The organism is Lysobacter sp. GCM10012299, assembly GCF_042649405.1.
Lineage (GTDB): Bacteria > Pseudomonadota > Gammaproteobacteria > Xanthomonadales > Xanthomonadaceae > Lysobacter_J.
Genome location: NZ_JBHRZC010000005.1, coordinates 13,506 through 37,861 on the forward strand (window position 1 = coordinate 13,506; position 24,356 = coordinate 37,861).

Here is a 24,356-nt window from a genome sequence, read left to right on the forward strand (position 1 = left end):
GGCTTTTTCTTTCTGGTCCAACCGGTTTCAATCAATCGCGATTCAAGCCGGCCCCGGGTTATGCTGATCCCATCCACCGGAGCAGCCGATGACCGCGACGCCACGCATCGCCTTCCTCGCCAGTACCGCCGAAGAGGCACAGCGCGCTCTGGCCGAGCTGACTGCACGGCATGGCCAGCACGAGCCCGCCGACGCCGACATCATCGTCGCGCTCGGCGGCGATGGCTTCATGCTGTCGACGCTGCACCGACACGGCAGCCTGGGCCGGCCCGTCTACGGCATGAAGCTGGGCACGGTCGGCTTCCTGATGAACCACCACGGCGGCGACGGCCTGCTGGGCCGGCTCCATGCGGCCGAGCCGGCGGTGCTGCGTCCGCTGGAAATGGTCGCCCAGACCGAGTCCGGCGCGACCGTCGGCTCGCTGGCCTACAACGAAGTGTCGCTGCTGCGCCAGACACGCCAGGCTGCACACCTGCGCATCGACCTCAACGGCGAGACCCGCCTGGACGAGCTGATCTGCGACGGCGTGCTGGTGGCCACCTCGGCCGGCAGCACCGCCTACAACTTCTCCGCGCACGGGCCGATCCTGCCGTTGGGCGCCAATGTCATCGCGCTGACTCCGATCGCGGCCTTCCGCCCGCGGCGCTGGCGCGGCGCCGTGCTCAAGGCCGATACCGAGGTCCGGTTCCGCGTCCTCGATCCTTACAAGCGTCCCGTCAGCGCCACCGCCGATTCGCATGAGGTCCGCGACGTGGTCGAGGTCACCATCCGCGAATCGCACGACCGCACGGTTACCCTGCTGTTCGATCCGGAGCACAACCTGGAAGAGCGCATGCTGGCCGAGCAGTTCACCAGCGGGTGACGGCCCCCGGGTGCGCTTTGCTTACCCGGGCTACGGTGTCGCATTGGGGGAGACAGGGTGCGGCATAATGGGCGCATGCCCGACCGTGACGCCGACCCTCTGATAGTCGCGATTTCCTCGCGCACGCTGTTCGACATGGAAGACAGCCACGCGCTGTTCGAGCGCGAGGGCATCGACGCCTATGCCGACTTCCAGCGTGCCCATGAGGACGACCTGCTGACGCCTGGCGTGGCCTTCCCGCTGGTGCGCAAGCTGCTTGCGCTCAACGAGGGCGCGCCGGTGGAGGCGCCGCGGGTCGAGGTGATCCTGATCTCGCGCAATTCCGCCGACAGCGGGTTGCGCATCTTCAACTCGATTGCCCATCACGGGCTTGCGATCAAGCGCGCGGCCTTCAGCAACGGCGCGCCGCCGTTCCCGTACATCCGGCCGTTTGGCGCCGACCTGTTCCTGTCGGCCAATGCCGAAGACGTCCGCAACGCGCTTGCCGCCGGCGTCGCCGCGGCGACGCTGCTGCCGTCACGGGCGCCGCAGCAGCGCCACGACCAGCTGCGCATCGCCTTCGATGGCGATGCGGTGATCTTCGACGACGAAGGCGAACGGGTATCGCGCGAGGGCGGCCTTGCGGCGTTCGCCGAGCACGAGCGCAGCCACGCCGGGGAGCCGCTGTCGGGCGGCCCGTTCCGTGGCTTCCTCGATGCCCTGCACCGGTTGCAGGAGGCCTTCCCGACCGGGCAGAACGCGCCGATACGGACCGCGCTGGTCACCGCGCGCTCGGTGCCCGCGCACGAACGCGTGATCCGCACCCTGCGCGAATGGGGTATCCGCCTGGACGAGGCGCTGTTCCTCGGGGGGCGCGCCAAGGGCCCGTTCCTGGAGGCGTTCGGCGCCGACATTTTCTTCGACGATTCCGAGCACAACATTGTCTCGGCACGCGATCACGTGGCCGCGGGGCATGTGCCCCACGGCATCGCCAACCGCTGACGACAAACCTGGCGGCCGCCAGTTCACTCTGCCGGAGCTGCCGGCGGGGTCATGCGTATATCGACCAGTTTCCAGTCCAATCCCTGCCGTAGCAGGACGACCACGACCGGCGAGCCGCCGGCGGTCTTCACCGTGGCCGTGAAGCGCGAGGGCGATTCGAAACGGTAGCGGGCGTCGCGCAGCGGGTCGGGTGGGGGCTGGTGTGCGTAGGCGTCGTTCGGGTCGATGCCGCCGCCGGTGATTCGATGCAGCAACCCCCGGCCCTCGAGGATGGCGCCGATCCCGGCTGGCGTGGCGACGGCGTCGACGAGCCCGCCGGCGGCCTGGTTGGCCATGCCCACGGCCAGGCCACCGAGCGGACTGTCCAGCATGTCCGGTCCCAATCGCCGCGCCAGCGCGTCCTCGACCTGCGCGCGCAGGCTCTGGCGCAGCAGCGGGAAATCGACATGGCGCGACAGCGCGGCGCTGTCCTGCGCCTTGATCGCCTCGCGAATCGAATGGATCGTGATGAACGGACCTGCGGCGATCCAGCCCAGCAGCGCGAGCAGGGCAAGCAGCGCCAGTGCCAACCACTTCTTCATGCGGCGACTCCAATGTGAGGGAAACAGGATAGCGGCGCATTCACCGGCGTCGGTGAAGGCCAATGCAATGCATCCGCGCAAGCCCTCGCAGCCGATTGAGACATTTCTCATTGTGCCGGCTTGTGCCGGCTGTCACTTTGCTGCCCGAAGACGGCCGGATCGCGCGGCCAGCCATGGAGGTCCGAGTGAAGGCAACACAAGCCCGGGTGGAGAGCAAAGTGAGATGGCGTCCGCCCGCGATCGCCCGATGGCTGCTGGCGCTTCTCGCGATCCAGTCCGGGCAGGCCCTCGCGTCCGGCGGAATGGAAGACAAGATCGCCGACGTGATGGTCTGGGTCGTGATCGTGGTGGCGCCCCTGCTCGGGCTGACCCTGTTCTGGATCGTGCACGTCTGGCCCGAGCGGGTCGCCATTGCACGCAACCATCCGCAGAAGGACGCCATCCAGGCCCTGTGCCTGTTGTCGCTGGTGTTCGGCGGCCTGCTGTGGCCGCTGGCGATGCTGTGGGCCTACATGAAGCCGTTGCGGTTCCAGTTGGAAGGCTCCGCCGGCCCGGAGCTGCCCCCGACTGCGCGCGAACCCGTAGTGGATCCGCATTTCGACAGCGCCGGCGACGTCGCGCCTGCCGACAGATAACCCAACCAACAGAAGCTGGGAATGCCTTGGAAATCCTGATACTCGCGCTGTACAGCCTGCTCGTCTGGCTGGTCTTCATCAAGTTCAAGCTGCTGCCGTGGAATATCTATTCCCAGGTTGCGGTGGTGGTGGTCGCCCTGGCCGGCATGGCCGCCACCATCCTCCTGCTCAACGTGGTCGCACCGTCTTCAAGCGATGTGCGCGTGCTGAACTACGCGGTCGAAGTGGTGCCTCGCGTCACCGGCCGCGTCACCGAGGTGCCGATCGAAGGCAATCGCCTTTATCGCAAGGGCACGCCGATCCTGAAAATCGACCCGGAACCGTTCGCGCTGAAGGTAAAGGAACTGGAGGCAAGCCTGGTCGCCGCCGAAGCGTCGGCCGCACAGCTCGACCAGGACCTGCGCGCCGCGCGTGACAAGACCCGCTCGGCACTGGCCCAGCTCGACCTGGCGCGCACTCGCCTGAAGCAGTCGCGACAGCTGTCGTCGGCAGGCGCCGGCGCACGCTATGACGTCGAGTCCTACGATGCCGACGTCCGGCGCCTGGATGCGGAGCATCACGCCGCGATGGCCGCTGAGGCGAAGGTCCGGACCGAGCTGGATTCAATCGTCGGCGGTGAGCAATCGTCGGTGGCCGTGACCCGTGCCCGGCTCGAACAGGCGAAGTGGGAGCTGTCGCAGACCGTCGTGTACGCGCCTGCCGACGGCTACGCGATCAACCTGCAGGTACGCGCGGGCTCCTATGCCGCGGCGCTGCCGCTGCGGCCGGTGATGACCTTCGTGGAAGTCGAGCAGCAGGTCGTCGCGTTCTACAACCAGAACGAGCTGACCAGGGTGCAAGCGGGCGACGAAGTCGAAATCGCGTTGCCGACCTTGCCGGGCAAGATCATCAAGGGCGAAGTCGATTCCATCGTGTGGGCGACCGGGCAGGGCCAGTTCCAGGCGTCGGGCGTGCTGCCCAACCTGCCTGCCCAGACCGAACAGGCATCGCCGCCACAGAAGTACGCGGTGAAGGTGCGCATCACCGACCCCGACCACAACTTCCTCGCCATGGGGGCGCGCGGAACCGGCGCCATCTATACGCCGCACGCAAAGCCGATCCATCTGATCAGGAAGGTGATCCTGCGGGTCAACTCGGTGACGAACTACCTGATCCTGAAGCTTCATTGAGGTGGGCATGATGATGGCCGCCCACCTGAAGATCCCTCGCGCCCGCGGGCTGCTGTTGGCGGCACTGCTTGTCGCCGCAAGCGGCTGCGCGAACCTGACCGCGCCTGACGACGGCAACATCTACGAGCAGGCAATGGGCGGGTTGGCGGTGCCACCCGCATGGAGCGCGGCGGCCGATGCCAACGCGTTCCGCCCGCAATGGCTCGGCTCCGACGATGGGCAGCTGCAGGCATTGATCGACGAGGCCGTGGCGCACAATCCGGACCTGCGCGTGGCGGCCAGCCGACTCGAGCAGGCACGCCTGCAGATGCGCCTGGCCGGTGCCGACCTGCAACCCACCGTCACCCTCGGTGGCAAGTACGCCAACTCGCTCCAACCCGCCAATGGCCTCGACATCAATGGCTATGGCGTCGTGCTCAACTGGGAGCTGGACCTGTGGGGCCGGGCCCGCGCGGAGCAGAAGGCCGGTGAGGCCGGCTACCGTTCGGCGGAGGCCGACTTCGCCTATGCCCGGCAATCGCTGGCGGCGACGACGGCGCGGGCGTGGTTGCTAGGCATCGAGGCGACACGCCAGACCGCGCTGGCGGTGCGGATCCGCGATGCCGCGCGCGCGCAGGTCGAGCTGATGTCGCGCCGTGAGCGCGTTGGCAAGGTTTCCGGCCAGGACGTGGCCGCGGCCCGTGCACAGGCGCAGACGAGCGAGGAGGCGGCGTTCCAGGCCGACCAGGGAAGGCAGCAGGCACTGCGCGCGCTTGAGCTGCTGATCGGCCGCTACCCGTCGGCGTCGATCAATGTTCCGTCGACGCTTCCCGGCAACCTCGAGGCAATCCCGGTCGGCGTGCCCTCGGACATGGTGGCGCGTCGCCCCGACCTGCTGGCCGCGCGCAAGCGCTACGAACAGGCGTTCTTCAACCACGAGGAAGCCAGGGCCGCGCGATTGCCACGGGTTGCGCTCAACCTCGGCGCCGGCTACCTGTCGTCGGAGTACGTGCAGCTCAAGGATGGCCTGGGCTCGGCGGTCTATCCGCTCGGAGGCAAGCTGCTATGGCCGTTGTTCGACGCCGGACGGCTGAAAACCCAGGTCGAGATTCGCGACGAGCAGCAGCGTGAAGCGGCTGGCGACTATGCGCGAACCATCCTCACGGCCTTCGGCGAAGTCGAGAGCGGATTGGCTGCCGACGCGCTACTGCAGCAACGGGAGCGTTCGCTCACGGCCCAGGTCGAGGCATTGCAGCAAGTGCTCGATGCCGCCAATGTCCAGTTTCGTGTCGGCAAAGTCGATCGCTATGAAGTGCTCGACCACGAACTGGCGCTGGATGCGGCCAGGATTGCCCAGACGCGGATCGCCACGGAGCGACGGATCCAGCGCGCCAACCTGCACCTCGCCCTGGGCGGCGACTTCGGGGCGCCGTTGCCGCCGCTCGGGGACGCCACCACGCAGCGATGACTGCGGCCGCAGTGACATCGGGCTGATCGCGATGCTGGTATAAGGGCGCCAGCTTCCACGATGGGTGCGTGCATGGTCGGCAAGCGTCGTTCCTCCCTGATGGACCGTTACCTTGACCCGGCCACGAGCCTGGCCGAGGTGCTGTTCGGCCTGATCATGACGCTGACCTTCACCCTCGGCGCCGGCATCATCATCGAGGACGAAGGGCGCGAAGGGGCACGCGAACTGCTGATCGCCCTTATCGGCTGCAACCTGGCCTGGGGCATCATCGATGCGGCCATGTACCTGGTCGGTGTGCTGTTCGATCGTGGACGCAAACGTCGTGTCGCGCAGGCCGTCCGCGCCTGTGCCGATGACGCCTCCGCCACCGCGGTGGTAGCCGGTGAGCTGGATGAACTGCTCGGTGACGTCGTGTCTGCAGCCGAGCGTCAGTCGATGTACGCGCGCATTGCCAACCATCTGCGGACCCGGCAGGACGGCACGGTGGCGCTGCACAAGGACGACCTGCTCGGCGCCTTCACCAGCTTCTGGCTGGTGGTGCTGAGCAGCGTGCCGGCGGCCGTCCCCTTCTTGTTGTTCGACGATGCGCGATTTGCGTTGCGCACCTCCAATGCGGTGCTGCTGGTGCTGCTGTTCGCGACCGGCTCGGCCTGGTCGCGATACACCATGGGCAAGCCGTGGCTGGTCGGCCTGTGCTTCCTGGTGGGCGGCGCGGCGCTGGTGGCCGTGGCCATCGCGCTCGGCGGCTGAGCGCGTTGCAAAATGCCCGGCTGCGTTGAAGCCGCAGCCGGGCACTACTGGGTCAGCCGCGCAGGTCAGAATTTTGCCGCGCGTGCCCGCACCTCGATCAGCGAACTGCGAACCTGGTCCTGCAGTTCCAGCTGCCGCAGTTCGAACGGCGCGCCGTAGCCAGCCGGCAGCTTGACCGTGCCGAAGTCGAGCGCGAGCACGCCGCGACCCGGCTCGAACCACGCGGCCGAATGGCCTTGTGCGACGGGTCGCAAGGTCTTCCCGGGACCGGTCGCATACAGCGTGCCGCGCACTTCATAGCGGCCCGCGGTTGCCGTCTCGACGGGGACCTGCACTCGACGTGCCCTGCGGTCGGCGGTGTAGTCGCCGGCCAGGCGCGCCGTCGGTTGCGATACCGCGAACGCAACGCGGGCGTCGCGCTGTATCCCATTATCCCCGCTGGCGAACACCTGCAGTTCCCACAGGCCTGGCAGGTGGCCGGCGTCAGCGGGGATCCTCACTTTCGCACGCAGGTGGTTGCCGTCGCTGCGAAGCCCGACCGGGCGGCTGGTGCCTTCGGGCGAGACCAGCAACGCCCCGGCCTGCGCCTGCTGCTCGCGCCCGGCGTCGGTCATCGCGACATCGAGCCCGATCGTGTCGCCAACCACTGCGTGCGAACGGTCAGCGCGTGCAAGCAATGCGACGGGACTGTCGGGTTCGAGCACGTGGACGATGTAACGGCCCTCTGCCGCCTGCGATTGCAGGTGGTAGCGCCCGCTGCCGTGGTCGTCGGCGATCTTCATCACCACCGTGCCGGCCGGCACTGCCATCCCTGCGGCGCGCAGTTGTGTTGCGCTCGCAGTCGGGGCCAGCGCCACCGCGCGACCGTTGCCCAGCAACCGCACATCGGGCTGTTGCAATGGGCGGGCGCCCTTGGCCGGAGTGACCCGGATCAACGCGCCGGGCGCCGACAGGTCGACATCGAAACCGCGCTTGAGCTTCGCCGCGTCGACCGTCTGCCAGAACTCGCGGCTTTCAGCCTGGAAGGGCTCTGCCTCGGACAGCTCCCGCTGCGGATCCAGGGGCCAGGCGTACCGGACCGGGGCGCGTTCGAAGTCTCCCTGCGGTGTCGGAAGGGCGACCAGTCGCGCTGGTACCTGGTCGTGTCCGCCATGGGGAAGCAGGGGTTGCGATGCCTGTGCCGGCTGCGAGACGGTAGCGATGGCGATCACTACTGCGGACGCGACGAGCGTGGAATGGATTGCGTTGCGCATGGCGGACCTCACAGTTTCAGATCGTTGCGGAGGACGACGTCGAGCCCGAAGCAGGGACGACGGCTCTGGTTGTGGCTGAGCGGTTCGCCGCCGGCCATGCGCGCCTTGTCGGTGAACCAGACGGTGCCCGCGGCGGACTGGCTGCTGCATTCCAGGAAGCCGTCCGAGCAGCTGGACAGCCAGTTCTGCGTGGTTTCGAGCGCGAGGGTTTCGGCGTATCCGCCGCAATAGCTGTCGCTGTCGAACGGCGACGAATCGACATCGGTGCCGACCACGGTACGGAAAGGTTTGGGCAGGGCAGGGCGACCGGCGGTTCCGTACAGCTGGGTGGCGTTGAACGTGGCCATCCAGCTGACCTGCTGCTCGCGCACGGAATCGGACTGGTAGCCGAGCAGCCAGCCCAATGCCTGGTCGAAGGCACTGCCGTTCATCACCGCATCGGCCAGTGGCGTGCCGGCCGACGAAGGAGCGATCGCGTTGACCTTCACCAGTTTGTCGATGATCGCCGGATAGCGGCTGTCGAGCGTCGGGTTGGAGAGGATCCAGCGCATGACGTTGCCACCGTGCGAGTGGGTCAGCACCACAAGTCGCGTAATCTTCCGGTCACGGATGAACGTGGTGAGCTGTTCGGCGAGGCAGCCGGCCGCGCGCGGATCGGCCATGCGCTGGTCGAAGTCGCAGTTGATGACGACGTGGTCAGCCGGATCGGCAAGACCTTGTCGAACCGAATCGACGAACTGTGGATTCCAGTAGTTCTGGTAGGCGTCGGTCTGCAGACCGGTGCCGTGTACGAAGGCGACTCCGGTAACGTCGGCCGCCATCGCCCAAGGCGATGCCGCGGCCAGTGACAAGCCAAAAAGCAGGGTTCGCATGAAAGTACTCCCGAGTGCTGCGGCCCGGCAGCAGGGCGCAGGGCCGCGTGTCAAAGCGTGCCTGCGCCGTCCATCCTTAGACGCATCGGGAGTGGAGCCTACGTGCGCGGATTCGACGGTCAAGCCGCGGCGCACCAATCACATGCGGTGTCACGTCGCGCTTCGGCGCGTGCAGATCAGGCGGCTGTTTGCGTACGCAATACGCGTGCAGGAACGACATGCACCAGCAGGGAAATCACGGCGATGGCGGCGCCGAGGAGGAAGGCGAGATGACCACCGCCGTGCTGCCAGGCAACGGCAGCGATGGCGGCGCCGGCGACACCGCCGATGCCACCACTGAAGCCATACAGCATGCCCTGCGCAGCGGCCATGTCGCGTCGCTCGGGGAACAGTTCGGCCATGCGCCGCATGCAGCCGGCATGGAACGCGGCGAAGCTGAGGGCATGGCCGGTCTGTGCGAGCGCCATCCAGGCGAACGAATCGCCGAGCAGTGCGACCATCGTCCAGCGCACGGCGGTGGCGACGAGGCAGGCAGTCATCAGGCGTTGCGCACCAAATCGCTGCACCAGGCGCGGTGCCCGCCAGAACATCAGGATCTCGCACAGCACGCCGACAACCCACAGCACGCCGACGGCGAAACCGTCGTGGCCATTGGCTTGCAGGTGCAGCGTGAAGAACACGTAGAACGGCCCGAAGCCAAGTTGCATGAGCATCGCAACCAGCAGCAGTCGCCGCGCACCGGCGCGGCGCCACAATGCCGGCCTGGGCACGGCGCCGGCAGCAGCAGCAGGAATCGGATGGTCGCCGCGATGCAGCCACGAGGCGGCCACGGTAAGCAGCAGCCACGGCAGGGTCAGCCAGACGAAGGCATCGTTGCCAAGCCGATCGAGCAGCCAGCCGTAACTGCCCGCCACGACGAGGAAGCCGATCGAACCCCACATGCGGATGCGGCCGTAGTCGTGGTTGCGTTGTCCCAGCGCCGAGAGGGTCATCGCTTCGAACTGCGGCATCACCGCGTTGAAGAAGATGCCGAACCAGGCCATCGTCACGAACAGCATCACGCCGGTGTTGAAGCCGGCGAAGGCGGAGAAGCCCAGCAGCGACAGCACGCAACCGGCCACCAGCCAGTGCCCCGGATGGGGACTGCGCGCGCTCATGCGCGCCCAGGTCGGGGGCGCGACGATGCGTCCGCCGTACCACAGCGCCAGCATCGCCCCGACCACGTAGCCACCGTGGCCGTTGGCGACGACCCAGCGGCCTATGTAGGGCGTATAGGCACCCAGCGCGCCGTAATAGCCCAGGTAGAACAGCGCATAGCGGCGGAAATCGGCGGGAGACAAACGATCAGAACTCCAGGTCCAGCGCCGCGCACAGGTAATCGGTGAACGGCGCCAGCCCCTGCAGGTCGGTCTCCAGGGTCTTGAGCAGGCGCGGTCCGGTCATCGTGGCGTCGTCGATGGCGCGCAGGGCGACGAAGTTCTTGCGCTTGAGGTCGTCGGCGAACTCGAAGTCGTCCGGGAAGCCGCGCGGCATGCGCGTGAGCACTTCGCTGTCGTCGAGGTCGAAGCGGCGACGGAACTTCGCCGCGTGCGCGGCGGCCTTCCAGCTGCCCGGATTGTCGAGGATGAAATGCCGCACGCGGCGCAGGCTGTCCGGCTGCGGGTGCCAGATGCCCGACGCGATGAAGCAGTTGCCCGGCTGCAGGTGCAGATAGAACGACGGCGCCTCGACCTGGCGGCCGCGCTCGTGGAACAGGCGCGCACCCTGCCAGTTCTTGTACGGCGTCTTGTCGTTGGCGAAGCGGGTGTCGCGATGGATGCGGAACAGCGATCCGCCCACGCCCTTGGGCTCGGAGCGGTAGTGCTCGCTGACCCCGGCCAGCACCGGCTGCAGGTCGGTCAGCAGGTGCTGGAACGGCTCACGCACGTGGCTGTCATAGTCGCCCTTGTGCGCCTGGAACCATTCGCGCTCGTTGTTGCGTGCAAGTCCGCGCAGGAACTTGAAGCTGGCATCGGTGAAGTACTGGCTCATGGCGAGGCTCGGTTCAGGCTGGCCGCGATGTCACCGCCCCACGCCTCGAGGCGGTCGAGCAGGGCCAGCTTTTCGGGGGCGGCGGCGTGGGTGGTGCGCAGCTCGGCAATCTCGGCACCGAAACGGTCGAAGCCGTATTCGGCCAGCCCGGTATCGGTGTAGAGGCGTTGACGCCGGTACTCGTCCCAGCGTGCACGCTCTTCGGCCGACAAGGTCTGCGGCCAATTCCGCGCGCGGTAGCGGAACAGCAGGCCGGGCAGGCGCTGGTCGCGGAACGCGAACGGCTGATCGCCCAGGGCTTCCGGCGGCGTCGTGCGCACCTGCGCGAACAGGCGCTTGTCGCCATCGCCGATGAAGCCGTCGTACAGCGAGGCATCCAGGTCCGGCACGACGCGCTGGCGCTCGCGCACGAACACTTGGCGGACTTTCTCCACCAGCGCCGGCCCGGCATCGCGGATCCGCGCGGCACGACGCTCAGATTCGACCGGGTCGATCAGCAGGCGCTCGAAGTCCGGCGCGCGCAAGTGGTCCCAGGCGACCAGGGCCGGGCTGCGGTTGCTGTGCACTTCCTTCAGCGCGATCCGCTCCTCGCCTTCGGCCAGGTCGGCCGTGCGCGCATACAGGCGCGCGGCGATGGCCTCGGCATCGAGCTGGAGCAGGGGCTCTGGATCCTGGGCGAGGTCGAACACGATCACCCGGCTGTCGATGTGCGGGTGGCGCGCGATCGGCAGCACCGCCGCCGAGCACAGGCGGCTGGCGGGGAAACGCTGGGAGACGTTGAGCAGCGGGGTCATCGCGACCACGTCCATCAGGCTGGCCGCGTAGCGCTTGTCGCGCAGGCGCAGCGCGTAGTCCCACAGCCGCGGTTGCGCGGCCTTGAGCTTGCGCGCCAGGCCGATCAGTGCGCGCACGTCGGAAAGCGCCTCGTGCGCGTCACCTTCACGAACGCCGTTGGCCTCGGCAAGGTGCTCGAGGCGGAACGAGGTGGCGCCGTCCTCGCGCTTGGGCCACACCAGGCCCTCGGGACGAAGGGCATGCGCGAGGCGCAGCACGTCGAGCAGGTCCCAGCGGGAATTGCCGCCGCGCCATTCGCGCTCGTAGGCGTCGAAGAAGTTGCGGAAAAAGCCGTAGCGGACGAACTCGTCGTCGAAGCGCAGCGAGTTGTAGCCGAGGCTGCAGGTTTCCGGTCGCGCCATCTCGTCGAAGATGCGGGCGAATGCAGCCGCCTCGTTCACGCCCTCCTGCATGGCGTGCTGCGGTGTGATGCCGGTGACCATGGTCGCGCCGGGCGAGGGCAGCAGATCGTCAGCCGGCTTGACGAAGAAGCTGATCTCTTCGTCGATCTGGTTGAGATCGGCATCGGTGCGGATCGCCGCGAACTGGGCAATGCGCGAGGTGCGCGGATCGGCGCCGAAGGTTTCCAGGTCGTAGAAGAGGAAGCTGGCAGGCATCGCGGCTCCGCTCAAGCCTGCGCCGGAAGCACGTCGAGCCGCTCGCGCACGGCCGCGTCCACGGCGTCCCAGTCCAGCGTGTCGAGCGAACGGTGCCCGCGCGTGAGCTCCACCAACAGTTCGCGTTGCAGGTTTCCGCGCGCGAAAGCGGTGGCATAGGGCATGCGCTGGAAGGTGACCATCGAGTAGCGCGGCATGAACCGGTCGGGGTGACGCTCTGCCAATGCGCGCTCGAGGGTCCGCTGCAGCAGGTAGTCGTCGTTGTCGACGCGGTCGCGCATCTCCAGGTAGTTCTCCAGCGCCATCGCCTGGATCGCGCGGGCGTTCGGCAATCGCTCGGCCTGGAAGGCGGCGAATGCGACAGCGCGGTCGGGCGTCGCGTCCAGGTGCTCGGCCAGCGCGACGCAGTCCTCGAATGCGCAGTTCATGCCCTGCCCGTGGAAGGGCACCATCGCGTGCGCGGCATCGCCGAGCAGGACCGCGCGGTCGTCGAGGTGCCACTGGTCCAGGTACAGCGTGGCCAGCAGGCCGGCAGGATTGCGCTCGAAGTCCTGCTCCAGGTTCGGGATCAGCGGCAGCGCGTCGGCGAAGTCGCGCTCGAACAGGGCGCGCGCATCGGCACCGTTGCGGACGGTGGCGAAACTGGGATCGCCCTCGTTCGGCAGGAACAGCGTCACCGTGAAGGTCTGCTCGTCGTTGGGCAGGGCGATGCACATGTAACGGCCGCGGGGCCAGATATGCAGTGCGTTCGGTTCGATGCTGAAGCCACCGTCGGCGCTGGGCGGAATCTCCAGCTCCTTGTAGGAGTGGCCGAGGAACTGCGTGCTCTCACCCAGCTCCTGCTGCGTGCCCATGGCGGCGCGCAACGCCGAGCCGGCGCCGTCGGCGCCAACCAGGGATGCAAACGCGGCCTCGTGCAGGCTGCCGTCGCGCGGGTCGCTGAAGCGGGCGATGCGCGCATCGAAATCGACCGACGCCAGGCCACGATCGAAGTGCAAACGCGCGCCGGCGCGCTCGGCGATGTCGAGCAGGATCACGTTGAGCTCGCCGCGGTGCACCGACCAGATCACTTCGCTGTCGTCCCGGCCGTAGCGCTGCAGGTCGGTGCGGCCATCGAGGAAGTGCACCATGCGCCCGCGCATCATCACGGCATGCTGCATCACCGCGTCGTCGGCGCCGGCCAGGCGCAGGGCGTGGCGTCCGCGCTCGGCGAGGGCGAGGTTGATCGAGCGACCGCCCTGGTAGCCCTGCAGGCGCGGGTCGCCGCGCTTTTCGAACACGTCGACGCTCCAGCCGCGCTGCACCAGCAGCGTGGCGAGCACGGCACCGGCGAGGCCGGCGCCGATCAGGGTGATGTGCTTGGAAGTGTCGTTGCTCAAACGGGTCACCTGTGCGGGTGCTGCGGTTCCTTCTTCCAGGCGGAAGAAGATTCGATGGACGTCGTGGCTCAGGCCTGGTCGCGCCAGGCTTCGGCGGTGCGCACGAACCGCAGCACGTCGGCGTAGCGGTTGTAGAGCGGGGCGGGCGAGATGCGGATCACGTCGGGCTCGCGCCAGTCGCCGAGCACACCGTTGCGCGCCAGGTACTCGAACAGTGCGCGACCGCGCTCGCGGCCGCCGGCCACGCGCAGCGACAACTGGCAGCCACGACGCTCGGGCTGCGAAGGCGTCACCACCTGTAGCGTCTCGGCCAGGCGCAGGCGAATCAGGGCCTCGAGGTAGCCGGTGATCTGCAGCGACTTGGCGCGCAGGGCCGGCATGCCGGCTTGGTCGTACAACTCCAGCGATGCGCGCAGCGGCGCAAGGCCGAGGATCGGCGGATTGCTCAACTGCCAGCCCTCGGCGCCGGGTGTCGGCACGAACTGCGGACCCATGCGGAAGCGGGTATCGGCCTCGTGTCCCCACCAGCCGGCGAAACGCGGGCGATCGCTGCTGGCGTGGCGCTCATGGACGAAGCAGCCCGCGACCGCACCGGGACCGCTGTTGAGGTACTTGTAGTGGCACCACACGGCAAAATCGACGCCGCTGTCATGCAGCGCAAGCTCGAGGTTGCCGACGCCGTGGGCCAGGTCGAAACCGCAGACGGCGCCCTGTGCGTGCGCCAGGCGTGCGATCGCAGCCAGGTCGAATGCCTGCCCGGTGCGGTACTGCACGCCCGGCCACAGCACCAGCGCCAGGCGTGGACCGTGTTCGGCGATGGCGCGTTCGATCGCGCCCATGGAGATGGTGCCGTCGGCCTCGTCCGCTTCCAGCTCGATCAGGTCGGTTGCCGGGTCGAAGCCATGGAAGCCGATCTGCGATGCCACCGCATGGCGGTCGGACGGAAACGCACCGGCTTCGATCAGGATCGCCGGACGCTCGCGCGTGGGGCGGTAGAAGCTGACCATCATCAGGTGCAGGTTGACGGTCAGCGTGTTCATCGCGACCACTTCGATGGGCTTGGCACCCACCAGGCGCGCCAGCGATTCGCGCACCAGCTGGTGGTAGGCCATCCATTGCGCATCGCCGGTGAAGTGGCCTTCCACCGCTTCGGCCGCCCACTTGTCCAGCACTTCCTCGACATGGCGGCGCGCACCGCGCGGCTGCAGGCCCAGCGAGTTGCCGACGAAGTAGGCCTGGTCGGCGCCGTCGTGTTGCGGGATCAGGAACTGCGCGCGCATGTCGCGCAGCGGGTCGGCGGCGTCGAGGGCGCGGGCGTATGCGTCGGTGTAGAGGTCGGTCACGGGAATTCGGGGTTGTCCAGGATTACAGAACTGATGATCGCGCCGTCATCCCGGCGAAAGCCGGGACCCACTTTGACTTTGCTGCAGCGTCGAAAGCAGATGGATCCCGGCTTTCGCCGGGATGACGGGTGGAGTAGAGGATGGTGTTCATTTCAAACGAACCGCGCCTTCGACAGCCCGAGCCATTCCAGCGCCGTGCCGTGGTAGAGCCGCGCCTGTTCGGCTTCCGACAGCGTCAGCGCGGCGATGCCCGCACCGGGTTCCTGTTCGCCGAGCGGGAAGGGGTAGTCGGTGCCGAGCATCACCCGGTCGACGCCGCAGGTGTCGAGCAGGTACTGCAGCGCGCGCGGATCGGCGACCCAGGAATCGAAGAACAACTGGTTGAGGTACTCGCGCGGATTGCGCGGATTGTCGGTCGCGACCAGGTCCGGGCGCATGTTGAAGCCGTGCTCGATGCGTCCGATGGTGTACGGGAAACTGCCGCCGCCGTGGGCCATGCAGACCTTGAGGTTGGGGATGCGCTCGAGCACGCCGCCGAACACGAGGCAGCAGGCCGCGCGTGATTGCTCGGCCGGCATGCCGACCAGCCAGGGCAGCCAGTACTTGGGCATCGACGCGGCGCCCATCATGTCCCACGGGTGCACCAGGATCGCCGCGCCGAGTTCGCCGGCGGCCTGGAAGAAGTCGAACAGCTCCGGCGCGTCCAGGTTCCAGTCGTTGATGTGGCTGCCGATCTGCACGCCCTGCAGGCCGAGCTGGTCCATGCAGCGTTCCAGTTCCTGGATCGCCAGGCGCGGCGACTGCAGCGGCACCGTGCCGATGCCGGCGTAATGGCGCGGGTAATCGCGGCAGGCCTGGGCCATGTGCTCGTTGAGCGCCTGGTGCAGTTCCAGCGCGTGGTGCGGCTTGGCCCAGTAGCTGAACATCACCGGCACCGTGCTGATCACCTGCACCTGCACGCCAAAGCGGGCGTAATCGTCGATGCGCTCCTGCGGGTCCCAGGTCTTGGACCAGATCTCGCGGAAGAACTTGCCGTCCTTGTAGATGCGATGGCGCCCGTCCTCGGTGTGGTGGATCACCGGGAAGCGGTCGTCGCCGTACTTGCGCGCCAGGTTGGGCCAGTCGCGGGGCAAGTAGTGGGCGTGGGTGTCGATCTTCAGCATGAACTTCTGGAGGCCTTTGCTGGCTGTCTGCCCGGCGCTGGAGGTGCCTCCATACAATACCCGACAAGCCGTATGGGCATGCGCCGGCGCGACTTACAGCCGCGAATACCTTGCCAGACAGGCTGTCTTCGTGTGCCGGGACGAATGGGCAAACGATGGAACCGGCAATCAAATCAATGCCGGATTGCGCGCCATAGGCTGCAATCGTGCGTCCTTGGGGGGTATCCGGGCCGCATACCCGCCCAAACACCTTTTTTGCAGCCGCGAAACCAACGCGGCCAGGCGCCATTGCGCCCATGGAGATGATGAAGATGAGCCTGTACCCCGTTGTTGGACGCCTGCGTGGAGCGCGTCTGGCCAGTGCCGTTACGTTTGCGCTGGGGCTGGTCCCGGCGTTCGCCGGTGCCCAGTCGTTGTGTGTCGATGCCGACGCAATCGCTTGCAAGGCCACCACGCCGGCCACCGGTACCCGGCAGACGGATCCGGTCGATGTGGCGCAGCCGGATGCGGTAGCCAGCAGCCTTGCCGATGCCACCGACTACTTCGCCGCCGCGGGCACGGGCGACGGCAGCGACATGGCCATTGCGGTCGGCGAGAACGCGGTCGCCGCAGGCGCCTTCAGTGCGGCGACGGGCATCGAGTCCAGCGCGTTCGGTTTCCAGAGCGCCGCGATGGGCGATCACGCCAATGCCTTCGGCGGCAGCAGCTTCGCGCTCGGAAACGGCGCGACCGCGGTGGGCAGCAGCACCAGCGCACTGGGCGACTACAGCACCGCGTTCGGCTTCCAGAGCCAGGCGCTGGACCTGGCTGCCACCGCGATCGGCGGAGGCTCCCAGGCCAACAACTACGGCAGCACCGCGCTCGGCGCCGATTCGGTTTCGAGTGGTTACCTGAGCACCGCCGTGGGCCCGATGTCCACCAGCACCGGCGACTATGACATTGCGATGGGTGCCGGCAGCGTTGCGTCGGGTGGGTACGGCAGCATGGCGCTGGGCCTCTCGGCAACGTCTTCCGGCAACCGCGCCATCGCCATCGGTTCGTCGAGCCTGTCAACGGGTACCTTTGCGGTGGCCATCGGGCAGTCGAGCAATGCCGCGGGCGAGAGCTCGGTCGCCATCGGCGGCACTGCGCATCCCAGCCTGTTTGGCCAACCGCGCTTGACCCAGGCCTGGGGCCAGAACTCCGCCGCACTCGGCGCGGGCGCGTACACCAGTCCGGACGCCAAGAATGCCGTCGCGATCGGTGCGTCGACCGTGTGGGGCGAGAACGCCCTCGCGATGGGCACCAAGGCCTTTGGCCAGTACAAGAATTCGGTGGCGCTGGGCGCCGGTGCGCGCAGCGTCCACGAAGGTTCGGTGGCCCTGGGCGCGGGCTCGCAGACCAACCGCCTGGGCAGCGTCGCGATCGGCAATTCGGCGACCGGACTGACCCGCCAGATCACCGGCGTTGCCGCCGGCACCGAGGCCACCGATGCCGTCAACGTCGGCCAGCTCGGCGCCGCGATTGCGGGCGTCGGCGCGGTGAAGTACGACGACGCCGCCAACAAGGGCGCGATCACGCTCGGTGGCAGCGAAGGCACGGTCATCGGCAACGTCAAGGCCGGCACGGCCGCGATGGATGCGGTCAACTACGGGCAGCTGTCGTCGGTCGTGGCGCTGCTCGGTGGTGGCAACGGCACGTTCGGCACGCCTTCGTATTCCATCGGTGGCAGCGACTTCGGTAACGTCGGCGACGCGTTCGCCGCCGTCGACGGTGCGCTGACCCGCCTGACCAGCCGCGTGTCCGGGCTCGAGCAGACGCCTGGCCTGGGCCTGCCGACGGGCACCGGTGACGGCCTTGCGATCGGCGAGGACAGCCACGCGGCTGCCGTCAGCGACACCGCCTACGGCAACGGCGCGGTGGTTAATGCCGACGGCAGCACCGCGGTCGGCAACAACAGCATCATCGACGCGGCAGCGACCAACTCGGTCGCGGTCGGTGCCGACAGCAGCGTCACATCGGCGTCGGGCACCGCGCTGGGCCAGGGCGCGTCGGTAACGGCGGAAGACTCGGTTGCACTGGGGCGCGGCTCGGTGGCGGACCAGGCCAGCACGGTCTCGGTCGGCAGCGCCGGCAGCGAGCGTCGCGTGGTCAACGTCGCCGCGGGTACGGCCGCGACCGATGCCACCAATGTGCAGCAGATGCAGGCCGGCGACCAGGCCACGCTGGCTTCGGCCAACGGCTACACCGACATCACGGCAACGCAGACGCTGACGCGCGCCAACGCCTACACCGACGGCCGCCTGCAGGCGCTCGACGATCAGTTCAGCGGGCTGCGCGACGAGCTCGGTCTCCGCCTGGGCAAGCAGGACGAGCGGATCGACCGTCAGGGTGCGATGGGCAGCGCCATGATGAACATGGCAATCAACGCGGCCAACAGCCGCAGCCCGCGTGGCCGCGTCGCGGTCGGCGCAGGCTGGCAGAACGGCGAGAGCGCGATGTCGGTCGGTTACTCGAAGTCCGTCGGCGAGCGCGCCTCGTTCTCGGTGGGCGGTGCCTTCAGCGGCGATGACCAGTCGGCGGGCGTCGGCTTCGGTATCGATCTGTAACGAAGTTTCGACACGACATCCCCCGCGTATTTCAATCACTGAGATATTCCATGAACACACAAGTCCGCATCATCGGCGCCAGCGTTCTTGGCACCGCCATCCTGGCCGCGATGGCCACCAGCATCGGCGGCGCCAGCGCCGCCGTCACTGGCGCCACCGCCAGTCGCATCATCGCCAAGCCGACCGCTACAACGGTTGAATCCGGTTATGACCGCTTCATCGTCAAGTACAAGGCCGGCGTCGCTGCACCGCGCGGCCAGCTGGCAGCACTCAACGCGATGACCAGCGCGATTTCCCGTGCCGGTGTCCGCGGCGCCAATGGCGCCGCGATCGGCACCCGGCACCTGCGCAGGATGGCCGGCGGCGCCGACGTGATCAAACTGGCGCGCGTGCTCGATCGGGTCGAGGCCGACACGCTGCTGGCACAGTTGCGTTCGGATCCTTCGGTGGAGTTTGCCCAGCCGGACTACCGGAGGCAGGCGCTGGATTACACGCCGGACGACAGCAACTACAGCCTGCAATGGCATTACCTCGACAATGCCGGCGGCATCCGCGCGCCCAAGGCGTGGGACAGCTCGCGCGGCGCCGGCGTGAAGGTGGCGGTGCTCGACACCGGCTACCTCGACCACCGCGACCTCAACGCCAACCTCGTGCCGGGCTATGACTTCATCGATGACCTGGAAACGGCCGGCGACGGCGACGGCCGCGATGCCGACGCGCATGATCCGGGCGATTTCATCCTGCCGAACCGGCCGACGAGCTCGTGGCACGGTACGCACGTGGCCGGCACGGTCGGGGCCATCACCAACAACGGCTTTGGCGTGGCCGGCGTTGCGTTCGACGCCAAGGTCCAGCCGATCCGCGTGCTTGGCAAGGGCGGCGGCTGGACGTCCGACATCGCCGACGCGATTGTCTGGGCCTCCGGCGGTGCGGTGGACGGCGTTCCGGCCAACAACGATCCGGCTGAAGTGTTGAACCTCAGCCTGGGCGGTGAAGGCCCTTGCTCGCAGGCGGAGCAGTCGGCCATCGACTTCGCGGCCTCGCGGGGCGTGACCGTGGTGATCGCTGCCGGCAACAGCAACGACGATGCCGCCTACTACTCTCCGGCCAACTGCGCGGGCGTGATCACCGTGGGCGCCACTGCAAAGACCGGCGCGCGTGCGACGTACTCCAACTACGGTCCCACCGTGACCGTTTCCGCCCCGGGTGGCGAGGGCAACGGTGTGGCCCCGGACTATGGCGTGATCTGGTCGCTCGGCAACAAGGGCACCACGACGCCGATCGCCGGTACCGACGGCGAGGTGCTGACCGGCATGGTCGGAACGTCCATGGCGTCGCCACACGTTGCCGGCGTGGTCGCGCTGATGCAGTCCGCCGCAGTGGCCGCCGGGCAGCCGCCGCTGACGCCGTCGCAGGTGCGCTACGTGTTGCGCAAGACCGCGCGGCCTTTGCCCGTGGCACCGCCGAGCAACAGGCTCATGGGCGCCGGCATCATCGATGCGACCGCTGCCGTTGCCGCCAGTTCGCAGCCGGTGCCGGTCGACGTGACCACGTTGCTGGTCAATCGCGTCGCGATCACCAACCAGGTTGGATCGACAGGCGAAGGCCTGCTGTACGAGATCAACGTGCCGGCGGGCATTCCGAGCCTGAACCTGCGCACCTTCGGCGGCACCGGCGACGTGTCGCTGTACGTCTCACGCGGCGTCAAGCCGACTGCCACGGCGTACGAGCGCAAGTCCGCGAAGTTCGGCAATGCCGAGACGGTGGCCTATACCTATCCGCAGGCGGGCACGTATTACGTGCGCGTCGTGGGCGAGCAGGGGTTCTCCGGCGTCTCGGTGCTGGGCGTGTACCAGTAAGCAGCTGCATTGCACCCATGCGACGCAGCAGGAGGCGGGCGATGCCCGCCTCCTCCATCTGGTGCGTCAGGTGTCCGGCATGACGTACTTGGCCGGAGCCGGGTTGAGATGTCCGCACTGCTTGCAGGTGCGGTGCTCGCGCGAGGAATAGAAGTGATCGAAGACCGGCGGGAAGTCGGTTTCGATGTTCTTCAGCGTGAAGAACTCTTCGTACAGCTTGGTGTTGCACTGTTCGCAGAACCACATCAGGCCGTCGAGTTCGTGCGGAAGGCGGCGGCGCTCGATCACCAGGCCGACCGAGTCGGGCATGCGCTGCGGCGAATGCGGCACGCGCGGCGGCAGCAGGAATGTCTCGCCGGCGCGGATCGGGATGTCGCGTACCGCACCATTTTCCTGGATGCGCAGGACCATCTCGCCTTCGAGCTGGTAGAACCACTCCGCGCCTTCCTCGAAGTGGTAGTCGGTGCGCTGGTTCGGGCCGCCGACGATCATCACGATGAAGTCGCCGAGGAAGACGACCTTGTTGCCGACCGGCGGCTTGAGCAGGTGGCGGTGTTCCTCGATCCAGGCCTGCAGGTTGATGGGGTTGGGCAGCATGGGTTCTCTCACTCTCCCGCAGGCTTGGCGGGGAAGGCGGCGACACACTTGAGTTCGATCGCGATCGGCGTCGGCAGGGCGGTGATGCCGAGCGTGGTCCGGCACGGCGCGGTGTCGATGTCCGGGAAGTACTCGGCCCAGACCGCGTTGTAGGCCTTGAAGTCGTGCGCCATGTCGGTGAGGTAGACGGTGACGTCGACCAGGTCTTCCCAGCGCGCGCCGCTGGCCTCGAGCACGGTGTGCACATTGGCGAACACCGCGCGCGTCTGCGCGTCGATGTCGTAGCTGATCAGGTGGCCGGCGGCGTCGTGCACGTTGCCGACGATCGCATTGCTGGCCGGATCACGCGGACCGATGCCGGACAGGAACAGCAGGTCGCCGACACGGCGCGCATGCGGGTAGGAGCCGACCGGACGCGGCGCGGCACCGGCGCGGATGGCATCGCTCATCGCGGCGAATCTCCCTTGAAGGCGTTGACCCGGGCCACCGCGGCTTTGTACAGGCCATCGAGTGCTTCGTAGCTGTCGACGTTCATCGCCATGTCGTGGACCAGGCCGTTGCGCAGGCTGTAGACCCAGCCATGCACCGACAGGTCCTGGCCGCGCGCCCAGGCATCGCGGACGATGGTGGTCAGGCAGACGTTCTGCACCTGCTCGATCACGTTGAGCTCGCACAGGCGGTCATGGCGCTCGCTCTGCGCGGCGTGTTCGATGCATTCGCCGTGTTTGTCGGCGACGTCGGTCACATGGCGCAGCCAGTTGTCGGCCAGGCCGACGCGCTGGCCATGCAGCGCCGCGTGCACGCCGCCGCAGCCGTAGTGGCCGACCACCAAGATCCGCTTGACCTTGAGCACGTCGACCGCGAACTGGATCACCGACAGGCAGTTGAGGTCGGTGTGCACGACGACGTTGGCGATGTTGCGGTGGACGAAGACCTCGCCCGGTGCCATGTCGATGATCTGGTTGGCGGGCACGCGCGAATCGGAGCAGCCGATCCACAGGTACTCGGGTGCCTGCTGCTTGGACAGGCGCTTGAAGAATTCCGGGTCCTCGCGGTTGATCCGCTCGGACCACTCGCGGTTCTTTTCCAGCAGGTCGGCGAGGGGGCTTGTGCTCATTGCTTCCATCCCAGGTTCAGTCCGACGTTCTTGGCGTCGGTGAAAAAACGCATGGCTTCGAACCCGCCCTCGCGGCCCATGCCGGAGGCACCACTGCCACCGAACGGCGTGCGCAGGTCGCGTTGCAGCCAGGTGTTGACCCAGACCATGCCAGCGCGCAGGTGCGCGGCGAAATGGTGGGCGCGGTTGAGGTCGCGGGTCCAGACCGAGGCGGCCAGGCCGTAGTCGCCGGCGTTGGCCAGCGCCAGGGCTTCGGTATCGTTGTCGAAGGGCTGCAGGGTCACGACCGGGCCGAAGATCTCTTCGCGGTTGCTGGCGCAATCCGGGCCGAGGCCATCGATGACGGTCGGCGCGACGAACCAGCCCGGGCGTTCCAGGGCATTGCCGCCGCACAGGACCTGGCCGCCTTCGTCGCGGGCACGCTGCAATGCCGCCATGACCTTGTCGAAGTGGGCCTGCGACACCAGCGGGCCGAGCTGGTTGTCGCCGTCCATCGGGTCACCGACGCGCAGGCCGGTGGCACGTTCGACCAGCGTGTCGCGGAACTCGCGATAGATGCTTCGTTCAACGAGGATGCGCGAACCGCACAGGCAGATCTGCCCGGAGTTCTGGAAGGCCGAACGCACCAGCGTGTCGAGGTGGTCGCGCCAGTCGCTGTCGGCGAACACCAGGGTGGGGTTCTTGCCGCCCAGTTCCAGCGACACCTTCTTCAGCAGCGGACCGGCCATGCCGGCGATGCGGCGACCGACCGCGGTGCTGCCGGTGAACGACACCGCCTTGATGCGCGGATCGACCACCAGCGGCTCGCCGACCTCCGGGCCGAGGCCGTGCACGATGTTGAGCACGCCCTTGGGGAAACCGATCTGCGCGGCCAGTTCGCCGAGCATCGTCGCCGTCAGCGGCGTCACCTCCGACGGCTTGGCCACGACCGTGTTGCCGGCGGCGAGCGCCGGCGCGATCTTCCAGGTAAACAGATACAGCGGCAGGTTCCACGGCGAGATCGTGGCCACCACGCCGAGCGGTTGCCGCAGCGTGTAGTTCAGCCCGGCCTGGCCGTGGTGCGATTCGCTCGCGAACTGGGTCGCGGCATGGGCGAAGAAGCGCAGGTTGCTGATCGCGCGCGGGATCTCTGCGTCGCGTGCCAGCCCGATGGGTTTGCCGCCGTCACGCGATTCGGCGTGGGCGAAATCGTCGAGTTTCGCTTCCAGCGCATCGGCCAGCTTCTCCAGCCAGCGCGCGCGCTCGCTGTTGGGCAGGGCCGACCATGCGGGGAAGGCCGCGTCGGCCGCGGCGATCGCGGCGTCGACGTCGGCGGCGTCGCCCCGGGCGACTTCGGCGAAGGGCTTGCCGTTGGACGGATCGATGACTTCAAGCCAGCGACCGGATGCAGGCTCGCGGGATTGCCCGGCGATGAAGTGACAAAGGCGCATGTGGCTAGCTTAACAGTGCCGCCCCGCCGTGCCTGTGCGTATGTTTCGCAGCGGCCCGCCCCCTACAGCGAGCGCGTCCGCCCGCCATCCACCGGCAGGTTCACCCCGGTGATGTAGGACGCCGCCGGCGAGCACAGGAATGCGATCGCTGCCGCCGTCTCCTGCGGTCGCGCGAAGCGGCGCATCGGGATCTCCGACACCATCTTCTCGAACACTTCCGCGCGGCTGCGTCCGGTCTTGTTGGCGGTGTTGTCGATGATCTGCTCGATGCGCGGCGTCTCGGTCGAGCCGGGCAGGACGTTGTTGACGGTAATGCCCTTGGCGGCCACTTCGGTCGCCAGGGTCTTGGCCCAGGACGCCACCGCCCAGCGCGTGGTGTTGGAGACGCCCAGGCCCTGCAGCGGCTCCTTCACCGACGTCGAGATGACGTTGACGATGCGGCCGTAGCCATCGCGCTCCATGCCCGGAATCACCGACTCGGCGAGCACATGGTTGGCGATCAGGTGCTGCCGGTAAGCAGCCTCGAACGCGGCGATCTCGGCGCCATGCACCGGGCCCGGCGGCGGGCCGCCACTGTTGTTGACCAGGATGTGCACCGGCTGCGCGGCGACGAGCGCCTCGACCTTGGCGCGCAGGGCGTCGGTGTCGGCGCTGTCGACGGCGATCCAGCCGTGCGCCTGTCCCGGCTTCGTCGGCAACTGTTCCGCCGCTTCGCGCAGCCGCTCCTCGCGCCGGGCCAGCAGGGTGACGTTGGCGCCCAGTTCGGCCAGCGCCTTGGCGGTCGACAGGCCGATGCCCTGGCTGGCGCCGCAGACGAGGGCGTGCTTGCCGCTCAGGTCCAGATCCAT

22 protein-coding genes are annotated in these 24,356 nt (G+C 67.8%); 8 read left to right on the plus strand and 14 right to left on the minus strand.

Annotated elements, in window-relative coordinates; all coding sequences use genetic code 11:
- The first annotated feature begins 88 nt into the window (after positions 1-88).
- The gene (locus tag ACFOPO_RS14060) at positions 89-862 is read left to right on the plus strand and encodes an NAD kinase (RefSeq protein ID WP_386703906.1); all 774 of its coding nucleotides are present in this window, start codon (positions 89-91) and stop codon (positions 860-862) included.
- Between the two features lie 75 nt (positions 863-937).
- On the plus strand, positions 938-1,843 hold the full coding sequence (locus ACFOPO_RS14065; protein ID WP_386703907.1) for a 5'-nucleotidase: 906 nt from the start codon (positions 938-940) through the stop codon (positions 1,841-1,843).
- Between the two features lie 23 nt (positions 1,844-1,866).
- Here ACFOPO_RS14065 and ACFOPO_RS14070 read toward each other — a convergent pair whose 3' ends face one another.
- Positions 1,867-2,424 (minus strand): DUF2939 domain-containing protein, encoded by a 558-nt coding sequence (locus ACFOPO_RS14070; protein ID WP_386703908.1) that lies wholly within the window; start codon positions 2,422-2,424, stop codon positions 1,867-1,869.
- A gap of 218 nt (positions 2,425-2,642) precedes the next feature.
- On the opposite strand from ACFOPO_RS14070, the gene ACFOPO_RS14075 reads away from it, so the two are divergent.
- The 4 genes from ACFOPO_RS14075 (at position 2,643) to ACFOPO_RS14090 (ending at position 6,425) form a co-directional block, all read left to right on the plus strand.
- Positions 2,643-3,059: a DUF3302 domain-containing protein gene (locus tag ACFOPO_RS14075; protein ID WP_386703909.1), complete on the plus strand. Its 417-nt coding sequence runs from the start codon at positions 2,643-2,645 to the stop codon at positions 3,057-3,059.
- Between the two features lie 26 nt (positions 3,060-3,085).
- Positions 3,086-4,228 (plus strand): HlyD family secretion protein, encoded by a 1,143-nt coding sequence (locus tag ACFOPO_RS14080; protein ID WP_386703910.1) that lies wholly within the window; start codon positions 3,086-3,088, stop codon positions 4,226-4,228.
- A gap of 7 nt (positions 4,229-4,235) precedes the next feature.
- Positions 4,236-5,675 carry a TolC family protein gene (locus ACFOPO_RS14085; protein ID WP_386703912.1) on the plus strand — a complete coding sequence of 480 codons (1,440 nt, stop codon included), beginning with the start codon at positions 4,236-4,238 and terminating at the stop codon, positions 5,673-5,675.
- Positions 5,676-5,774: 99 nt separating this feature from the next.
- Positions 5,775-6,425, plus strand: a complete 651-nt coding sequence (locus ACFOPO_RS14090) for a hypothetical protein (RefSeq protein WP_386703914.1) — start codon at positions 5,775-5,777, stop codon at positions 6,423-6,425.
- Positions 6,426-6,490: 65 nt separating this feature from the next.
- Here ACFOPO_RS14090 and ACFOPO_RS14095 read toward each other — a convergent pair whose 3' ends face one another.
- The 8 genes from ACFOPO_RS14095 to ACFOPO_RS14130 all read right to left on the minus strand — a co-directional run bounded on the left by ACFOPO_RS14095 (position 6,491) and on the right by ACFOPO_RS14130 (position 15,917).
- Positions 6,491-7,678 (minus strand): DUF4785 domain-containing protein, encoded by a 1,188-nt coding sequence (locus ACFOPO_RS14095; RefSeq protein WP_386703915.1) that lies wholly within the window; start codon positions 7,676-7,678, stop codon positions 6,491-6,493.
- 8 nt (positions 7,679-7,686) lie between these two features.
- On the minus strand, positions 7,687-8,550 hold the full coding sequence (locus ACFOPO_RS14100) for a hypothetical protein (RefSeq protein WP_386703917.1): 864 nt from the start codon (positions 8,548-8,550) through the stop codon (positions 7,687-7,689).
- A 176-nt stretch (positions 8,551-8,726) separates the two neighbouring features.
- A complete protein-coding gene (locus ACFOPO_RS14105; protein WP_386703918.1) occupies positions 8,727-9,890 on the minus strand; it encodes an MFS transporter in 1,164 nt (387 codons plus the stop codon).
- Positions 9,891-9,894: 4 nt separating this feature from the next.
- Entirely contained in the window at positions 9,895-10,581 is a 687-nt protein-coding gene (locus ACFOPO_RS14110) for a DUF2461 domain-containing protein (protein WP_386703920.1), read from the minus strand.
- The gene (gene sbcB / locus ACFOPO_RS14115; RefSeq protein ID WP_386703922.1) at positions 10,578-12,032 is read right to left on the minus strand and encodes an exodeoxyribonuclease I; all 1,455 of its coding nucleotides are present in this window, start codon (positions 12,030-12,032) and stop codon (positions 10,578-10,580) included. Before sbcB ends, ACFOPO_RS14110 begins: the two co-directional genes overlap by 4 nt.
- 11 nt (positions 12,033-12,043) lie before the next feature.
- Positions 12,044-13,411 carry an FAD-dependent oxidoreductase gene (locus ACFOPO_RS14120; protein ID WP_386703924.1) on the minus strand — a complete coding sequence of 456 codons (1,368 nt, stop codon included), beginning with the start codon at positions 13,409-13,411 and terminating at the stop codon, positions 12,044-12,046.
- A 68-nt stretch (positions 13,412-13,479) separates the two neighbouring features.
- The gene (gene kynU, locus ACFOPO_RS14125) at positions 13,480-14,754 is read right to left on the minus strand and encodes a kynureninase (RefSeq protein ID WP_386703926.1); all 1,275 of its coding nucleotides are present in this window, start codon (positions 14,752-14,754) and stop codon (positions 13,480-13,482) included.
- 152 nt (positions 14,755-14,906) lie between these two features.
- The gene (locus ACFOPO_RS14130) at positions 14,907-15,917 is read right to left on the minus strand and encodes an amidohydrolase family protein (RefSeq protein ID WP_386703927.1); all 1,011 of its coding nucleotides are present in this window, start codon (positions 15,915-15,917) and stop codon (positions 14,907-14,909) included.
- 311 nt (positions 15,918-16,228) lie between these two features.
- Between ACFOPO_RS14130 and ACFOPO_RS14135 the strand changes: the two genes are divergently transcribed.
- Positions 16,229-18,505 (plus strand): YadA-like family protein, encoded by a 2,277-nt coding sequence (locus tag ACFOPO_RS14135; RefSeq protein ID WP_386703929.1) that lies wholly within the window; start codon positions 16,229-16,231, stop codon positions 18,503-18,505.
- A 50-nt stretch (positions 18,506-18,555) separates the two neighbouring features.
- Positions 18,556-20,364: a S8 family peptidase gene (locus ACFOPO_RS14140; protein WP_386703930.1), complete on the plus strand. Its 1,809-nt coding sequence runs from the start codon at positions 18,556-18,558 to the stop codon at positions 20,362-20,364.
- Positions 20,365-20,430: 66 nt separating this feature from the next.
- Here the strand turns inward: ACFOPO_RS14140 and ACFOPO_RS14145 are convergent, their stop codons facing one another.
- The 5 genes from ACFOPO_RS14145 to ACFOPO_RS14165 form a co-directional block, all read right to left on the minus strand.
- Positions 20,431-20,961, minus strand: coding sequence for a 3-hydroxyanthranilate 3,4-dioxygenase (locus ACFOPO_RS14145; RefSeq protein WP_386703932.1), 531 nt, complete (start codon positions 20,959-20,961; stop codon positions 20,431-20,433).
- Positions 20,962-20,969: 8 nt separating this feature from the next.
- Positions 20,970-21,410 (minus strand): RidA family protein, encoded by a 441-nt coding sequence (locus ACFOPO_RS14150; protein ID WP_386703933.1) that lies wholly within the window; start codon positions 21,408-21,410, stop codon positions 20,970-20,972.
- The gene (gene can, locus ACFOPO_RS14155) at positions 21,407-22,078 is read right to left on the minus strand and encodes a carbonate dehydratase (protein ID WP_386703934.1); all 672 of its coding nucleotides are present in this window, start codon (positions 22,076-22,078) and stop codon (positions 21,407-21,409) included. Before can ends, ACFOPO_RS14150 begins: the two co-directional genes overlap by 4 nt.
- Positions 22,075-23,508, minus strand: coding sequence for an aldehyde dehydrogenase (locus ACFOPO_RS14160; protein ID WP_386703936.1), 1,434 nt, complete (start codon positions 23,506-23,508; stop codon positions 22,075-22,077). The genes can and ACFOPO_RS14160 overlap by 4 nt, the downstream gene beginning before the upstream one ends.
- A gap of 62 nt (positions 23,509-23,570) precedes the next feature.
- Positions 23,571-24,356, minus strand: coding sequence for an SDR family oxidoreductase (locus tag ACFOPO_RS14165; protein WP_386703938.1), 786 nt, complete (start codon positions 24,354-24,356; stop codon positions 23,571-23,573).